This window comes from Streptomyces sp. NL15-2K (assembly GCF_030551255.1).
Lineage (GTDB): Bacteria > Actinomycetota > Actinomycetes > Streptomycetales > Streptomycetaceae > Streptomyces.
Map to the genome: position 1 here is coordinate 1,691,578 of NZ_CP130630.1, position 13,499 is coordinate 1,705,076.

At 66.9% G+C, this 13,499-nt stretch carries 16 protein-coding genes and 2 pseudogenes; 8 read left to right on the forward strand and 10 right to left on the reverse strand.

Features of this window, described 5'->3' with window-relative positions; genetic code table 11:
- The first annotated feature begins 41 nt into the window (after nt 1–41).
- A complete protein-coding gene (locus Q4V64_RS06975; protein ID WP_124444201.1) occupies nt 42–1,055 on the forward strand; it encodes a hypothetical protein in 1,014 nt (337 codons plus the stop codon).
- Nucleotides 1,049–2,020, forward strand: coding sequence for a hypothetical protein (locus Q4V64_RS06980; protein WP_124444200.1), 972 nt, complete (start codon nt 1,049–1,051; stop codon nt 2,018–2,020). Before Q4V64_RS06975 ends, Q4V64_RS06980 begins: the two co-directional genes overlap by 7 nt.
- A gap of 288 nt (nt 2,021–2,308) precedes the next feature.
- On the opposite strand, the pseudogene Q4V64_RS06985 reads toward Q4V64_RS06980, so the two are convergent.
- The 4 genes and pseudogenes from Q4V64_RS06985 to Q4V64_RS07000 form a co-directional block, all read right to left on the reverse strand.
- A pseudogene (locus Q4V64_RS06985) lies at nt 2,309–2,419 on the reverse strand (IS110 family transposase); the annotation flags it as partial.
- Nucleotide 2,420: 1 nt separating this feature from the next.
- Nucleotides 2,421–3,299 (reverse strand): helix-turn-helix transcriptional regulator, encoded by an 879-nt coding sequence (locus tag Q4V64_RS06990; protein ID WP_124444199.1) that lies wholly within the window; start codon nt 3,297–3,299, stop codon nt 2,421–2,423.
- A 25-nt stretch (nt 3,300–3,324) separates the two neighbouring features.
- Nucleotides 3,325–4,284, reverse strand: coding sequence for an alpha/beta hydrolase (locus Q4V64_RS06995; RefSeq protein ID WP_124444198.1), 960 nt, complete (start codon nt 4,282–4,284; stop codon nt 3,325–3,327).
- On the reverse strand, nt 4,281–4,745 hold the full coding sequence (locus tag Q4V64_RS07000) for a nuclear transport factor 2 family protein (RefSeq protein WP_172629507.1): 465 nt from the start codon (nt 4,743–4,745) through the stop codon (nt 4,281–4,283). Before Q4V64_RS07000 ends, Q4V64_RS06995 begins: the two co-directional genes overlap by 4 nt.
- A 476-nt stretch (nt 4,746–5,221) precedes the next feature.
- On the opposite strand from Q4V64_RS07000, the gene Q4V64_RS07005 reads away from it, so the two are divergent.
- Entirely contained in the window at nt 5,222–5,980 is a 759-nt protein-coding gene (locus Q4V64_RS07005; protein ID WP_124444196.1) for a pentapeptide repeat-containing protein, read from the forward strand.
- Here the strand turns inward: Q4V64_RS07005 and Q4V64_RS07010 are convergent.
- Nucleotides 5,961–6,770: pseudogene (locus Q4V64_RS07010) on the reverse strand (IS5 family transposase). The gene Q4V64_RS07005 and the pseudogene Q4V64_RS07010 overlap by 20 nt on opposite strands.
- Before the next feature lie 389 nt (nt 6,771–7,159).
- Here Q4V64_RS07010 and Q4V64_RS07015 point away from each other — a divergent pair.
- From Q4V64_RS07015 to Q4V64_RS07025, 3 genes are all read left to right on the forward strand, one after another.
- The gene (locus Q4V64_RS07015) at nt 7,160–7,309 is read left to right on the forward strand and encodes a hypothetical protein (protein WP_172629506.1); all 150 of its coding nucleotides are present in this window, start codon (nt 7,160–7,162) and stop codon (nt 7,307–7,309) included.
- 127 nt (nt 7,310–7,436) lie between these two features.
- Complete coding sequence (locus Q4V64_RS07020; protein ID WP_124444195.1) at nt 7,437–7,676, forward strand: hypothetical protein; 240 nt, start codon at nt 7,437–7,439, stop codon at nt 7,674–7,676.
- Nucleotides 7,676–8,053 (forward strand): fic family toxin-antitoxin system, toxin component, encoded by a 378-nt coding sequence (locus tag Q4V64_RS07025; RefSeq protein WP_124444194.1) that lies wholly within the window; start codon nt 7,676–7,678, stop codon nt 8,051–8,053. Before Q4V64_RS07020 ends, Q4V64_RS07025 begins: the two co-directional genes overlap by 1 nt.
- Before the next feature lie 272 nt (nt 8,054–8,325).
- On the opposite strand, the gene Q4V64_RS07030 is transcribed toward Q4V64_RS07025, so the two are convergent.
- The 5 genes from Q4V64_RS07030 to Q4V64_RS07055 form a co-directional block, all read right to left on the reverse strand.
- Nucleotides 8,326–8,793, reverse strand: a complete 468-nt coding sequence (locus tag Q4V64_RS07030) for an NUDIX domain-containing protein (RefSeq protein WP_253267339.1) — start codon at nt 8,791–8,793, stop codon at nt 8,326–8,328.
- A 66-nt stretch (nt 8,794–8,859) separates the two neighbouring features.
- Nucleotides 8,860–9,465, reverse strand: a complete 606-nt coding sequence (locus tag Q4V64_RS07035) for an AAA family ATPase (RefSeq protein WP_124444193.1) — start codon at nt 9,463–9,465, stop codon at nt 8,860–8,862.
- Nucleotides 9,466–9,550: 85 nt separating this feature from the next.
- Entirely contained in the window at nt 9,551–10,099 is a 549-nt protein-coding gene (locus Q4V64_RS07040; protein WP_172629505.1) for a hypothetical protein, read from the reverse strand.
- 704 nt (nt 10,100–10,803) lie between these two features.
- Nucleotides 10,804–11,325, reverse strand: a complete 522-nt coding sequence (locus Q4V64_RS07050) for a hypothetical protein (RefSeq protein ID WP_124444191.1) — start codon at nt 11,323–11,325, stop codon at nt 10,804–10,806.
- Nucleotides 11,326–11,397: 72 nt separating this feature from the next.
- Complete coding sequence (locus tag Q4V64_RS07055; RefSeq protein WP_124444190.1) at nt 11,398–11,724, reverse strand: hypothetical protein; 327 nt, start codon at nt 11,722–11,724, stop codon at nt 11,398–11,400.
- A gap of 444 nt (nt 11,725–12,168) precedes the next feature.
- Here Q4V64_RS07055 and Q4V64_RS07060 point away from each other — a divergent pair, with 444 nt between their 5' ends.
- Nucleotides 12,169–12,768 carry a hypothetical protein gene (locus Q4V64_RS07060; protein WP_253267338.1) on the forward strand — a complete coding sequence of 200 codons (600 nt, stop codon included), beginning with the start codon at nt 12,169–12,171 and terminating at the stop codon, nt 12,766–12,768.
- Between the two features lie 8 nt (nt 12,769–12,776).
- Nucleotides 12,777–13,322, forward strand: a complete 546-nt coding sequence (locus Q4V64_RS07065) for a hypothetical protein (RefSeq protein WP_303709204.1) — start codon at nt 12,777–12,779, stop codon at nt 13,320–13,322.
- Nucleotides 13,323–13,499: the final 177 nt, after the last annotated feature.

A 13,499-nucleotide genomic window follows, 5' to 3' on the forward strand; every position in this document is an offset into this window, starting at 1 on the left:
ATGACGACCCGGACCGCTGAACCACCACGCAGAGGATTCTCATGCCCGCACTGTCCCCCCCTGCCGCACTGCCGCGGTTTCGGCACCGCTGGGCGGCCGTGGCCGGCCTGCTGGTGCTGTCCCCGATCAGCGCGGAGTACCTCATCGGTTACGGCGAAAGCACTGGTCGGCCGCTGGAGCTGCTGGCGGGCCTGCTCATCCTCGCGCCGCTCTACGGAACCGTCGCGCTGCTCATCCGCGAGATCACTCGGCGCACCGGTCGCGGCTGGCCGACGATCCTGCTGTTGAGCGCGGCCTTTGGGGTGATCCAGGCCGGCTTGATCGACCAGAGCCTGTTCGACAATGAGGTCGACGCCGATGATCCCGACTGGGCGACCCAGGCGCTGGTCACCCTCATCCCGGGCCTGGGGGTCGATGCGGCGAGCTTGCTCAACTATGTCGGGGGACATGTGATCTGGAGTTTCGCCGCTCCGATAGCGGTGGTCGAATCCTGTGCCCCGCGCATCGCGAACCGGCGGTGGCTGGGCCCGGTCGGCGTCGGCGTCATGGTGCTGCTGTGGGCGCTGAGCGCCGCACTGATCTTCAACGACACGGCAGCGGACTCCACCGCCAGCCCGGCGCAGCTGACCGGCGCCGCAGTGGTCGCCATCGCCCTGATCGCCGCCGCGTTCACCGTCCGGCCCGCGAAGGCCCCGTCGGCCGCGAAGGTGCCGTCGTGGTGGCTGGTCGGCGGTGTCACAGGGGTCGCATGGTGCGCCAATCAGCTGCTGCCGGCGACCTGGGTGGGGGTGACGGTGAACGTCGTCGCGATGGTCGTACTCGGTTGGCTGTTGCTGCGCTGGTCGCGCCGGCAGGGCTGGGGCCGCCGGCACGTACTGGCCGCCGCGGGCAGTGCCCTCGTCGTCCGTGCCGGGTTGTCCTTCCTGGTCGAACCGCTCGGCGACGTGGATGGCTCGGTGAAGTACGCGGTCAACGCCGCGATGCTCGGTGGTGTCGCCGCCCTTCTCGTCATGGCTGCCCACCGTCTGCGTCGACAGGAGCCGAGCGCATGCTGACAGTCCGCGGCATCTCCTACCTGGTCGGCGAGGCGAGCACCGATGACGTGCGGCGGGACCTGGAGGTCATCGCCCGGGATCTGCGCTGCACCACAGTGATGCTCATCGGCGCCGATGGGGGGCGGTTGATCGATGCCGCCCGCATCGCTCTCGAGACCGGTCTTGGCATCTACATCCGGCCCAACGTTCCCGAGCTGCCTGAGCCGAAGCTGCTGGAGCACCTGGACGCCGTCGCCGAGGTGGCCGAAGAACTTCGCCGGGAACACCCGGACCGGGTGACGCTGCTGGTCGGCAGCGAGTTCTCCCACACCGTGCCCGGAATCGTCCCCGGACCTCGGTCGTTCCTGCGCTTGAAGCTGATCGTGCGTTTCCACCGCGTGCTGCGGCGCAGGATCGACCGGCGGCTCCACAGGCTGCTCACCCTCGCCGTGACCACCGCGCGGCGCCGTTTCGGCGGGCCGGTCACCTACTCCGCGGCCGGGTGGGAACACGTCGACTGGTCGCTGTTCGACCTGGTCGGCGTCAGCCTCTACCGCTCCCGACGCAACCACACCACCTACACAGACCGCCTGCGCGGCCTGGTTCGCGACCACGACAAGCCCGTCGTCATCACCGAGTTCGGGTGCGGTGCCTTCACTGGAGCCGAGCAGCGGGGAGCCGGTTCCTTCTGGATCGTCAACTGGTTCGCCGCACCCCCGCGCATCCGCGGCGACCACCCCCGCGACGAGGCCGTCCAGGCCCGCTACCTCGGTGAACTCATCGAACAGTACGACGCGGAGGGCGTGCACGGATGCTTCGTGTTCACCTTCGCCATGCCCGACTTCCCGCATCACGACGATCCTCGTCTCGACCTCGACAAGGCCGGCTTCGGGCTCGTGGCGGTGACCGGCGACGGCGCGTGCAGACCCAAGGAGGCGTTCCACGAGGTCGCGCGGTGCTACGGCGACACAGCCGTAGAGGAATGACCGAGTGAGCAGAGCGGCCAGGCAACCAACACCGAACCCCGGCCGGGAAGATCCTGGAAGCAATTACCCATAGTGATAGACCACGCGTATGTGATCCCCTTTCTCCCTGCAAAACAGCTCACGGGCGGTTGGAGGAGATGTTCCTTAACCAGCAACACGCCGCGCTGGTGTCGGTTCAATAGCTGTCGTGGCAGAGGAAACGCCCCGGGCCGGGGCACGCAGTGCACAGCTTCATCGGATCGCCTTGGGCCGGGCCAGACCAGCGGTCACGCGGGCCCGCGCGCCGGCGCCGCACAGCGCGGCGAAGGAGACCTCGCCGCTCAGCTGCTCGGGGTTGTCGCCGGCGGTGATCAGCAGGGCCGCGGCACTGTCCGGCCGGCCCGTGTTGCCCTGCTCGACTTCAGCGACCGTTGCCGATTTCGTCGGCTGTGGATGGTTCAAGTGTCACGTGGCGCGAGGTCGGGGGCGGATCATGGTTGTCTGCGGGGGTGTATGTGACCAGGCCAAGGCCGCGGTAGGCGTCAAGGCTGAGTGACTCGTAGCGCATTGTCGCGAAAGTGCCGTCGTGGAGCAGGAGGGTCTTCTCGCCTTCGCCGAGGTGGCCCACTTCGTTCAGTTTCCAGATGGTGCGGAACTCCGGAGATGCCTCTGTGAGTTCGCGGATGAGCGTCGAGGCGCGAGCCGAGCGGTCGCCCCAGCGGACCAGCTCCGTCCGGAACGTGGCGACGGTGCGTTTCGCCTCGCCTTCCCAGTCCTTGATACGCCGCCGGGAGTCGGAGTGCAGGAACAGGATGCGCAGCACGTTGCGTTCTGCTGGAGCAAGTGCGGCGTAGTCGGTGAGCACCCGGGCGGCGGGAGTGTTCCAGACCAGGACGTCCCAGGAAGGTGACTTGATGTACGCCGGCCACGGGCCCAGCTGGTCGACGAGCCGTTGCAGGTGAACCTGCGCCGGCGCGCTGAGGTCCTCGTAGAGGACGCCGCTGCTTCCGTAGGCGAGGAGGAAGGCGTGTTCTCTTTCCTCCGGCTGCAGTTGCAGTGCGTCGCAGATCGCGTCCAGCACCTGCGTCGACGGGTGGCCGCCCCGGCCTTGTTCCAGGCGTGTGTACCACTCGACGCTGATCTTCGCTCGAGCGGCGACCTCCGACCGACGTGTCCCGGGGGTGCGCCGTCGCGAGGACGGTGCACCCCCGGGGGGTTCGGCGGGCGGTAGCTGTTCCCGACGGGCGCGCAGGAATGCGCCCAGCTCGCTCCTGCGAAAGTCATCCATGACCTTTCCCATGATGGCAGGCCGACGTCACTGGACGTCACCGTGCCATGTGCGCCTCGAGCCAGTCGAGGATCAGCTGGGGGCGTCGCTGGAATTCCAGGTAGCCGTCCCAGCGCCGGGTGGTGCCCTCCACCCAATGCAGTGTCTTGTCCTCGGTGTGCAACCCCGAGAACATCGTCTCGATGTCGTGTGGCTCGGTCAGTGAGTCGTCGTGGACGGCGTACAAGTAGGTGGGAATGGTCACGTGCTTCGCCCATGTGGCGTCGGGGCGCGCTGCAAACGGGACTGAGGTGCCGAGCGTCACGCGGTGGTCCAGATCGGGTAGGTGTTCCCTGCCCACGCCGACGATGTCCAGGAGACGGCCCATGATGATCACGTCGGAGACCGGTTGGCAGGCGACGAGGCAACGCACCCCGTCGAAGGCGCCGGGATCGGAGCGCATGGCCGCGAACGTCGAGTTCGCTCCGAGGCAGCGGCTGAACAGCGCCGTGCGCATCGTCGCGGTGTCCGGTCGGCTGCGGGCGTAGCGCAGGGAACCGAGGACGTCGCGCGCCTCGAACAGACCGCTGGTGACGGCTCCGCCGTTCGCCGATCCGCTGAGTCCGAAGTTGCGCAGGTCGTAGGTGAGCACGTTGTAGCCGGCGTCGTGGAGGATCGCGTAGTCGGGGATGAAGTCGACGTCCATCTTGTTCCCGCTGGGGCCCCACATCGACTGCCACGGTTCCAGGTGCGTTGGCTGCCCGGCGCGGCTGAACCCCATGGGGTGGTTCAGGATGATCAGGTCGTCGCTCTCTGCCGGGATGAACCATCCTTCGAGAGGCACGCCGTCGGCGGAAGGAAAGGAGACGTCCTCGTAGTCGAGACCGCGGTCCGCCGGGGTCCACAACACCGGCGAACGAAGCGGATCGACGAACGACCGCGCGATGCTGTCGAGGATCTCCTCGGCCGCCGACCCCGATACCGGCTCGTGGCGTTCGGGAGTGGGGGTTTCCGTCATCGGGCGGCCCCCGTGGGGGTCAGATCCATCAGGGCTTTCCCCGTGGCGAAGTCGATCGGCCAGGAGACGTGGTCGTGAATCATGAGCCATTGGCCGTCGATCAGCCGGAAGCAGTTGGTCGTGCGCACCCAGGAGTCCATCGGCCGGCCGTACATCGTGCCCGTCATGCGAACGGCACAGCGGGCGATCGCGAGCTCGCCCTGCGCGTAGACCAGCAGATCTGCGACATCGAGGCTCAGGGGGCCGTCGAAAGCGGCGTAGAACTCCTCCCAGTTGCGGCGCCACATCTCACCCCCGCCGAATTCGAACGGTGGCATGAGGTCGAAGGCGGTGAAGCCTTCGGGCGCATAGAACGACATGATCGCATCGACGTCCTTCGAGACGAACGCGTCCCGCCAAGCGAAGACCTGTGCGCGCACCTGGTCTTCGAGGGATTGCGTCATCGTGTCTACGTCAGACATATCCATTCCTCTCCGGCTCGTGTCCCGAGCCCGCATGACCATGCTCGGCAGTGGCACGCGCCGGAGCCAGCCCGGAATCATGGGGGTATGGAAAATGCCACCCTGTGCGTCCGCAACGGCACCGCGGTTTGGCATTGCGATAGGGGAAAAGGGAGCGGCTCCGGCGGCGGGGAACCGTCGCCGAAGCCGTTGACTCCGCCACTGGAGCGGTGGATTCGGCAGAGCACTCACGACGAAGCTTCACGGCGCGCCTTGCACACACCGACGGGGATCTCCTGCGCCTGCGCAGACCAGGCGTCGTCCTCCGACGTACCAAGCCCATGCCCGGGCTCAGGTGAGCCCTGCCGCCGCCAGGCACGAGGGGACCTGAGCGCCGCCGCCGTCCCCAGGTCAGGAGCGCCCATACGGTTCGCTCCCGATCACATCCACCCCCCTGGGGCGCCGAGTTGAACTGTCTCTCTCCTACGTTCGTTGTGGTGCGCAGGGCCGCCGTGAACCGCGCCGTTCTGGGGACTCCAGATGCCAACACGCCCCAGCCCAGCGAAGCGAGCTGGTGGCCCCGGCTGGAGCGAACTGTCGGCCTGCTGGCCACCATGGCCACACTGGTCGTGGCCGCCTCCACCTTGATATCGATCAAGCAAGTCAGCAGCGACCAAGCCCTCACCGTCGAAGGGCAGATCACCGATCGGTACAACGCCGCCGTCGCCAACCTTGGCAACGACTCGCAGGATGTCCGTCTGGGCGGCATCTACGCCCTGCAACGCATCATGCAGGACTCTCCACGGGACTACGCCACCATCATCAACGTGCTTTCCGCCTATGTCCGTGCTCACGCTGTAGAACCAAAGAAGGACGGCCCGGGGCTGAAACAGCCGGCGACCGACGTAGAAGCCGCGCTCAGCGTCTTCGGGAACAGAAGACCTGGCTGGGGCAGTGATGGGCTTGTTATCGACCTGACCGGCACGTACCTACGCGGCGCAGATTTGAGCGGCACGAACCTGACCAACGCACGTATGACCGGCGCGGACCTCGCCGGAGCGGACCTCGGTCCGGCCTGGAGACCCATGCACGGAAGGACGGATGATCCGCCTGTGAAGAACACAGATCTGTCCGCTGCGTTCCTCAGCGACGTCAACCTGGACAACGCCAATCTACTCAGTGCGAATCTGGAAGACGCGATCCTGGAGAACGCTCGCCCAAGAGCTCGTAACACGATCAAGAAGGTGCCTTCTTGAGGCGTCGCCAGCAGATCAGGCTGCAGGCCAGGGAGACGAAGGCGTCGTGGAGTTCGGTGCGGCGTTCCCATCGGACGGCGAGGCGTTTGAAGTGGTGGAGCAGGGCGAAGGTCTGCTCCACGACGTAACGGAGCTTGCCCATGCCCTGGATATTCGGGGCGCCCTTGCGGGAGATGACAGGCAGGATCCGGCGCTTGCGGAGTTCGGCGCGGTTCGGGTTGGAGTCGTAACCCTTGTCACCGAGCAGGGCTTCGGGACGCTTGCGAGGACGGCCGGGGCGGCCCGCCACCGGTGGGATGCCATCGAACCAGGGCGAGGGTCTGGGTGACGTCGTTGACATTGGCCGCGGTCGTAATGACCTTGAGCGGGGTGCCCCGTCCGTCGCAGATCAGGTGGTGTTTGCTGCCCGTCTTGCGCCGGTCGACCGGCGACGGACCGGTGTCGGCACCCCCTTTTTCGCGCGGATGTGAGAACCATCCACGCAGACCCGTGACCAGTCGAGTTCGCCGGCCGCGTTCAGCTCGGAGAGCAGGATTCGGTGCAGTTGGTCGAAGACTCCGGCCTGCTGCCATCGCTCCAGGCGACGCCAGCAGGTCTGTCCGGAGCCGTACCCCAGCTCCAGCGGCAGCAGTTGCCAGGCAATGTCGTTGTAGAGCACGTACAGGATGCCCCTGAGGCAGAGCCGGTCTGCCACCGGCCGTGGCCCCGGCGAACGCTCTGGCCAGGGTGGCAGCAGCGGTGCGATCAGCGCCCACAAGTCGTCGTCCACGATCCACGGCCGAGTACTCACGCCTCACGAACGGCCGAATCGCCTGACCGGTCACGCCCGACCAGGGCATCTTAACAAGATCGTGTTACGAGCTCTATGCACGCGGTGTTCGGCGCTGCTCCATGGCCTGCTCAACCTGCTGGCGTGCTCACCTCCGCAGCGGTGACGGTGGTGCGCGCCTGGTCTGAGCCGCTGCATGCAGTGCTCGCGCGTGGACACCCCGCCGTCTGCAAGTCTGCGGTCAGCCTGCACGACCTCGATCCGTACGGTCTGCGGCTTCCCACCCGCGACAGTGACCCGCCGATGCATGACGCGATCCTCGCCGCCCTGCCCGTGGCCCCGCTGCGGCCTCCTGCCGGGGACATGCTCAACGTGCTGTTCGAGGTGGGGATACCGAGGTCTGGACGCTGGTGCCGGCCGAGCAGCTCGACGGGTCCCGCTCCGAGCGGCTGCTCCAGATGCCGCTCGACCTGCCGGTGACCGTCGACGGCCACGTCGTCACCTCACTGGCCACCCCGGAGCCGTACGTGGCGTCGTGCGTGACCGCCTTCGCGGATTGAACTTCCGCCTCAGGCGAGTATGTCTTCCGGGAAGGACACCCCATCCCTCCCGAACCAGCGGCAACCAGCGGGGACGCTGCCGAGCTCCCAACATTCCATCGTTGGTACCAGCTGTTACCATCAGAGGATGGCGAAGACACAGAAGGGCTGGCGCGTCGACGACGAGATCGCGGAACTGGCCACGGCCCGGGCCAAGGACCGCGGCATGAGCGTCGGCGACTACATCGCTGCTCTCGTGCGGGAAGATGTCGACGGGCTGCGGCAGCAAGGCCTGGACGCTGCGAGGCGCTTCCTCGACGAGCACAAGGCGGTCTTTGACGAGGCTGAAGACGGCGACCATCGCTCCACGGGGGCACACGCCGCGTAATGGACCTGTACATCGACGTCCCCTGGATCCTGCAGGTCGCGGAGATCGCGGGCTCCGAAGACCCGTCCCCGGACGACTATGGCGTGCCGGTGGCCGCGATCGCCTGCCACAAGGCGGAACTCCTGGATCAACCCGTCTACGACGGTCCCTTCGCCCGAGCAGCCGCCTTGGTACACATCCTCGGTCGCTGCCGCTGGCTGGAGCGCTCCAACATGGCCGTGGCCGCAGCGACGGGCGTGATGTACCTGGAAGCCTCCGGGATCCCGGTCAAACCCACACGCGAGGACGCACTCAGCCTGCGCGACATGCTACGCGACCCCGCATGCACGGCCGCGAGGATCGCCTCCCTGCTACGCACGTGGCCCGTCGCCGGCTGACAGTCCAGGGCCAACGCCGCGGTCTTGCCGGCACCGAGCCCTTAGTCGGCGTCCTTGTCCGTCTCTGGGTCCCGGAACCCGGGTACCGCGGTCTCGTAGGCTTCGGGAACCGTCCAGGCTCGAGCCACGCGAAGAGGCTCTTCTGCATGTGAGAGCGACTGGCCGCGGGCGAAAGGGGAACTGTCGCGGTCGTCACCGTGCGTCCGGATCGCTGTGGAGGTAACACAGAGCGCAACCCTTTCCACTGCCCGAACGTCAACGGCCGCGATCTGTTACACGTCGTGCTCTACGCAGGCCTCTCCCAGCCGATCCCAGCCGTGCACGGAAAACGGCTCGCCCTTGAGGTAGTGCGCGATACCCAGCCCGTTGTACGGGACGGTGTTGTCCGGGAGTTGGTCACTCGGATGCCAGGACAAGCCCGCGCACTTGTGGGGCTCCATGTTCCGTGGCTCGCCGTCCCAGCGCCGGGCGGCGAAGAACCAGCCGACCCGGGGCTCCCCTTCTGGGTTGCGGAAGTGCATGACGTGCACGATCCGCAGGGCTTCCCGCACGACGATGACGCCGGTCTCCTCCCGCCCTTCCCGGATCACGGCATCGAACACTTCCTCGCCCTCGTCCAGTTTCCCGGAGGGCAGGTTCAGCATCCCGTCGGCGTAGCCGGTGCCCTGCCGTTCGGCGAGGCACACGGCTCCGTCGCGCTCCAGAATGAGCATCACGTCGTTCACGGGTTGCTGGGGCACTGTGCCTGTCCTCCGACCGGTGGGGCGCCTTACCGGTAGGGGACTCTAGCCGGAATCAGATGGCGATCAGCCCCAGCCCATGGTGCCAACGCGCTCCACAGTCCACTGGACACGCTCGGAGACGGTCAGGCCCGTGGGCATCTCGAGCATCGGCACACCCATTGCGCGGCACGCCTCGTAAATAGCGGTGTCAGATTCGTCCTGAATGTCGAGGACCTTCTCCCGCATGCGGTCGCCGCCGGCCTTCTGGTCGTAACGGTCCCGGCAATACACGATCGCGTCGTAGGCCAAGGGCATCCAGGCCCGAGACATCGCTTCGGCTGCGGCGAGGACGGCCGCGGTACCCGGCTCGGTCGCGTCGAGGACCAGACCGGCGAGGGCAAGGACGTTCGCGGGGGTCTTGTCGGTGATGAGGACCTGGTGGTGCCGGGCGGCGCGAAGGGGCACGGTGAAGTGCTGGGCGAACAGGTCCAGTTCCGCGACCAGGTCGAAGTTCCCTTCACCGTGAAGGACGATGTCCTCCATGAACGGGCTTGTTCGGGCGGGCTCACCAGTGCAGGTGACGCCGATGCTCTGTTCCCGCAGGTACGCGGTCAGCGCGTGGACGAACGTCGTCTTGCCTGCCGCTTGGGTGCCTTCGACGGCGATAACGCGGCACTCTCGGATGGGCACGTGTCCTCCAGGAGGGCGGTGAAGGTGGGGTTGTCCAGCCAGGACCAGGCGCCTTTCGCGCCCTCATCGATGGCGCGGTTGACGTTCAGGCCCTCGGTCGGCCACCCGGCGAGGCCGGCCGTTCGGGCGGCGACGTAGGCGGTGGAAACGGAGTGCCGGAGGTTGAGACGCTCACGCGCTCCCGCCCCTCCTCCTCGCCGTCCTCGATCCACCGACGGTGCCAGACGGGCATGGATGCCTTGCGGAGCTCCGGCTGGGTGACGTCGAGACCGAGCTCGGTACACACGTCGACGAGGCGGCGCGATGCCCCGGTGAGGAGATGCCCGGCGTCATACCGGGTGTCGACGTAGTGGCCGACGTTCAGGTCGGCGTCGCGGCGCTGCCTCCACTGCGCGCGGGCTGCCTGCAGGGCAGGGATCGCGTCCGTGGGTGCGTTGGCCTGTAGTACGGCCAGGTCGGCGCAGAACTGGTGACCGGTGATGATCCGGGCCGTGTCCGCTGCCGCGGCCACGGTCGCCGCCGCCTGCCGGATGAGCTCGTCCATCTCGTCGGGTCCCTCGACGTACACACTGGTCCACTCGAACGGCATCTCCCCCAGGTCCGGGGCGCCGTCGGCGGGCAGGTCGAGCCACACGACGCTGTAGCAGAATGGGCGTTGCCCACCTCGTGGCCGGCCAAGAGCAGGCCGTCGGCCAGGCGGCGGGCGAAGCCACGGCCGTCCTCGATTGCCCAGGTGACGGGGGTGCCGTCGGCGATCGTGCGGATCCACTTGAGCAGGACGCCGATCAGGTTCGCGTCGTTCTTGACGGTCAACGGCCTGGTCAGCCGCCTGCCGTCAGCATCGACGGCCACTGCGACGTGGACGTGCTTGTGCGGGTCGATCCCCACTGTCACCATCGAGTTGTCCTCATTGTCTGCTGTCGCGGATGACGGGACAGATGCGAGGGCCCTGGCCAGGGGACAGACCTATTGCGAGTTGACGGCTCAGCAGGCTTCTATCAAGTCACTCCCGGCCAGGGCTCTCGCCCTGTGGACCGCCGTGGACATCTCAACGGAAAGCCTTTCGGCACGTGTTCTCCGAGTCACCCGACGGTCCCGCCGAACGTCTCCCGTCGAAGAGGCCCGGCCCGCCAAGGCTGCACCAATAGGTGTTCTCGTTCGTTCCTCGCTGCCAGGGGCTGTGCGGATCGGCGAAGTAGATCTCCAGAGCTGTGTCGACACGGAGCTGGGCGTGTTGCGCGCGCCGGGGCACGCCGCCTGCCGGCTCTGCTACCGGTGCACCGGCGGGCAGGACCGGGTCCTGAGTACAGGTACTCAGGACCCGGCGTGGTGCGGATGTCAGCCGTGGATCAGAGGCGAACCGAGGAGTTCCTGGGTGATGGCGCCCTTGCCGTCATCCTCGATGTCGTAGACGACCGTCGCGTCCGTTGACCACCACAGCTCACCGTCGTAGACCGCGGCCGGCGCGACGCAGGTGTTCGCGGGCTCCAGCAGGAACCACGAGTAGTTGTCGTTGACGAGCTTGGTCCAGTCGCACGTCTTCGACGTGACGACGTGGTCCTCGGTGGTCTTGGTCAGGCGCTCCTCGATCCGCGTGGTGATCTCGAAGCTGGTGAACCGCTTGGAGTTGTCGACGACCTGGTCGTCCATGATCTGCCAGCTCATGACCGACTTGCCGGTCATGCTGCCGGATAAGGTCGCGGTGTTCTGGACGTAGTACGTGGTCTGCGGCTTGTCGCCGGGGAAGACCACGTCGAACTGGGAGTCGGCGGTGCCGGCCGAGGCCGGCGCCGCGGCCAGGGCGACGAGTGCGAGGGCGGCGGCGCCGGCCGCGACGGTGGTGGGCAGAAGCTTCCTCATGATGGTGTCCCTTCCGGGTCGAGGGCGAGTGGGGCCCCGCCTGTGCGGGGCCCCTGAGGACGGCAGCGCGGGTTACAGGCCCATGCCGGTGAAGGTGCGCTCCAGGGAGTCGGCGTAGAAGCGGGCGCCGCCGATCTTCGGGTGGAACGACTGGGCCGACAGGGCGTAGTTGCTGATGATCGGGTAGTCCAAGGCCGGTCGACTCTGACCGACGGCGTCGGGTTGTTCGCCGGGCTTGGTCCCCGGGTCACGGGCGGCCGGTGCCGACCAGCCCTTGGCTTCCTGCTGCGGGCCGGCCGCAGGTAATGCCTGCGTCGTGGCGACACCGGAGGACAGAGCCAGGGTGAGGGCTGCCGTCACCGGTATCCGCGCAGGCCTCAGCATGGCGTTGCGTCTCAAGTGGAGTCTCTTTCTTGGGAGTTGTGCTTTCCATCTGCAATGGAATGCACGGCGCCGTCAGCGAAGGAGAGAGTGGCGGTCCCGCGGGCCGAGAGGTTGCGTGGTCACCGGCCGCACTGGTCTGGGGTGCGGCCGCGCCGGGCACGTGCGTGCGACGGGCGACAAGGTGACACGCTAGGCGTCGTGGGACATAGCGCAGCATTCCCCCGTGAAAAGCGCGCGTTGAGAACCGACGTTCGGTTCAGTGGTCACTTGAAACGTATCAGTCAGTCACGGCGCGTGTCATCCACAACCTTCACAGTGAACACACATGTGACACGGGGCACACATATTCGCACTGACTAAAAGTCCATCGCTGAGTATGGTTCCAGCGACCACTCAACCACCACTGTGCAACTGCACATATTCTGGTGGGATTTCAAGTATTCCAGGGGGGAACCACCCATGTCCCGTGCGCTCTTACACAGCCGCACCGCACTCAGGGCCGCTGTCGCCGCCACCGCTCTCGCCGTCACGGCGGGCATGGCCACCACGGCAAGTGCTGTCCAGGGGGACCAGCCGGGCCCGAGCAAGTCGCTGAAGACCGTGAGTGTCCAGGGTGCTGAGGGCCTGTCGGTCGACACCGCGGCGAGCAAGGACACCAAGGCCGTCATCGAGAACAACAAGACACTGGCTGCCGCTGCCGCGAACGTGTGCGGCTCGGGCTACACGATCTCCACGGGCGCCTGGCGGCTGCCGACCCACACTTCCGTGTACGGCACGCTCTACACGTGGACCAACGGCACCACCACGGGCTCCCGCATCTACGACAAACCGATCTGCGCCGTCTTCTTCAACGACAGCGGCCTCACCCGCTACATGGGCGTGCGGTTGAGCTCCAACTACACCGCCGACCCCGACAAGGAAGACTTCGGCGCCTACTCCCAGTACGCGGGACCCGTACACCAGAAGCGGGGCTACTGCGGCACGGCGTACGCCTACATGGAGAACAGCAACGGCAAGGTCATGGTCGACGCTCTGCGCACGGTGGGGTCCTGCAACTGATGTCCATAGTGTTCCACCGAGCCCCCGCACCGGCCGCGGTGCGGGGTCTCCCCCTGCTTGCGGCTGTCGGGATCCTGCTGACCGGCTGTGCCAGCGGGGCAGAGAAAACCGCAAGCCGACCGACCGGATCGGCACAGGCCGCCGCGCCGAGCGCGTCCACGGCTGCGGAAGACCACCGTGCACCTGAATCGCCGTCCGACGCCGGCACGCCGCCTGAACAGTCCTCCACACCTTCCCCGCGGGAGCCGCAGGCCGTCCAGGAGGGCAACAACTGGGTTCTGTCCGATCAGGGGGTAGAGGTGCGGGTCACGCCTCAGGATGAACTCGGTGCCTATGTGGCGATCTCTGTCACCAACGACAAGGACACCTCTTCGAACATCTCGGCCACAGTGCGCGTGCGCGGAGACAACGGATTCGACGAGCGGTACACCTTCGCTTTCCCCGATGTCCCGTCAGGAACGGAACACGGCAACAGCCAGATGCTCGCGGACATCGGCGGGACACCTGCACCGGAGGACCTCGACATAGACATCGTCGCGGTCACCCGGAGCTGACACCCTCACAGAAAAGCGTCAATCGCCGCTCTGGTGGTGGTCACCGTCACCACGCCGAGCTGCACCCCGTTTCGTGGAGTCAGGCCAGGGACACGGCCGGGGTATCGAGGTCAACAGGCTGGGCGATGTGATTGGCCCGGCAGATATTCGGAGCGTTCGTCTCCGGTGAGGTCTCGG

Excerpts from the sequence above, each read along its gene's own strand:
- Q4V64_RS06975 (WP_124444201.1), top strand. The coding sequence starts at position 42 with ATGCCCGCACTGTCCCCCCCTGCCGCACTGCCGCGGTTTCGGCACCGC.
- Q4V64_RS06980 (WP_124444200.1), top strand. The coding sequence starts at position 1,049 with ATGCTGACAGTCCGCGGCATCTCCTACCTGGTCGGCGAGGCGAGCACC.
- Q4V64_RS06990 (WP_124444199.1), bottom strand. The coding sequence starts at position 3,299 with ATGGGAAAGGTCATGGATGACTTTCGCAGGAGCGAGCTGGGCGCATTC.
- Q4V64_RS06995 (WP_124444198.1), bottom strand. The coding sequence starts at position 4,284 with ATGACGGAAACCCCCACTCCCGAACGCCACGAGCCGGTATCGGGGTCG.
- Q4V64_RS07000 (WP_172629507.1), bottom strand. The coding sequence starts at position 4,745 with ATGTCTGACGTAGACACGATGACGCAATCCCTCGAAGACCAGGTGCGC.
- Q4V64_RS07020 (WP_124444195.1), top strand. The coding sequence starts at position 7,437 with ATGGCGAAGACACAGAAGGGCTGGCGCGTCGACGACGAGATCGCGGAA.
- Q4V64_RS07025 (WP_124444194.1), top strand. The coding sequence starts at position 7,676 with ATGGACCTGTACATCGACGTCCCCTGGATCCTGCAGGTCGCGGAGATC.
- Q4V64_RS07050 (WP_124444191.1), bottom strand. The coding sequence starts at position 11,325 with ATGAGGAAGCTTCTGCCCACCACCGTCGCGGCCGGCGCCGCCGCCCTC.
- Q4V64_RS07060 (WP_253267338.1), top strand. The coding sequence starts at position 12,169 with ATGTCCCGTGCGCTCTTACACAGCCGCACCGCACTCAGGGCCGCTGTC.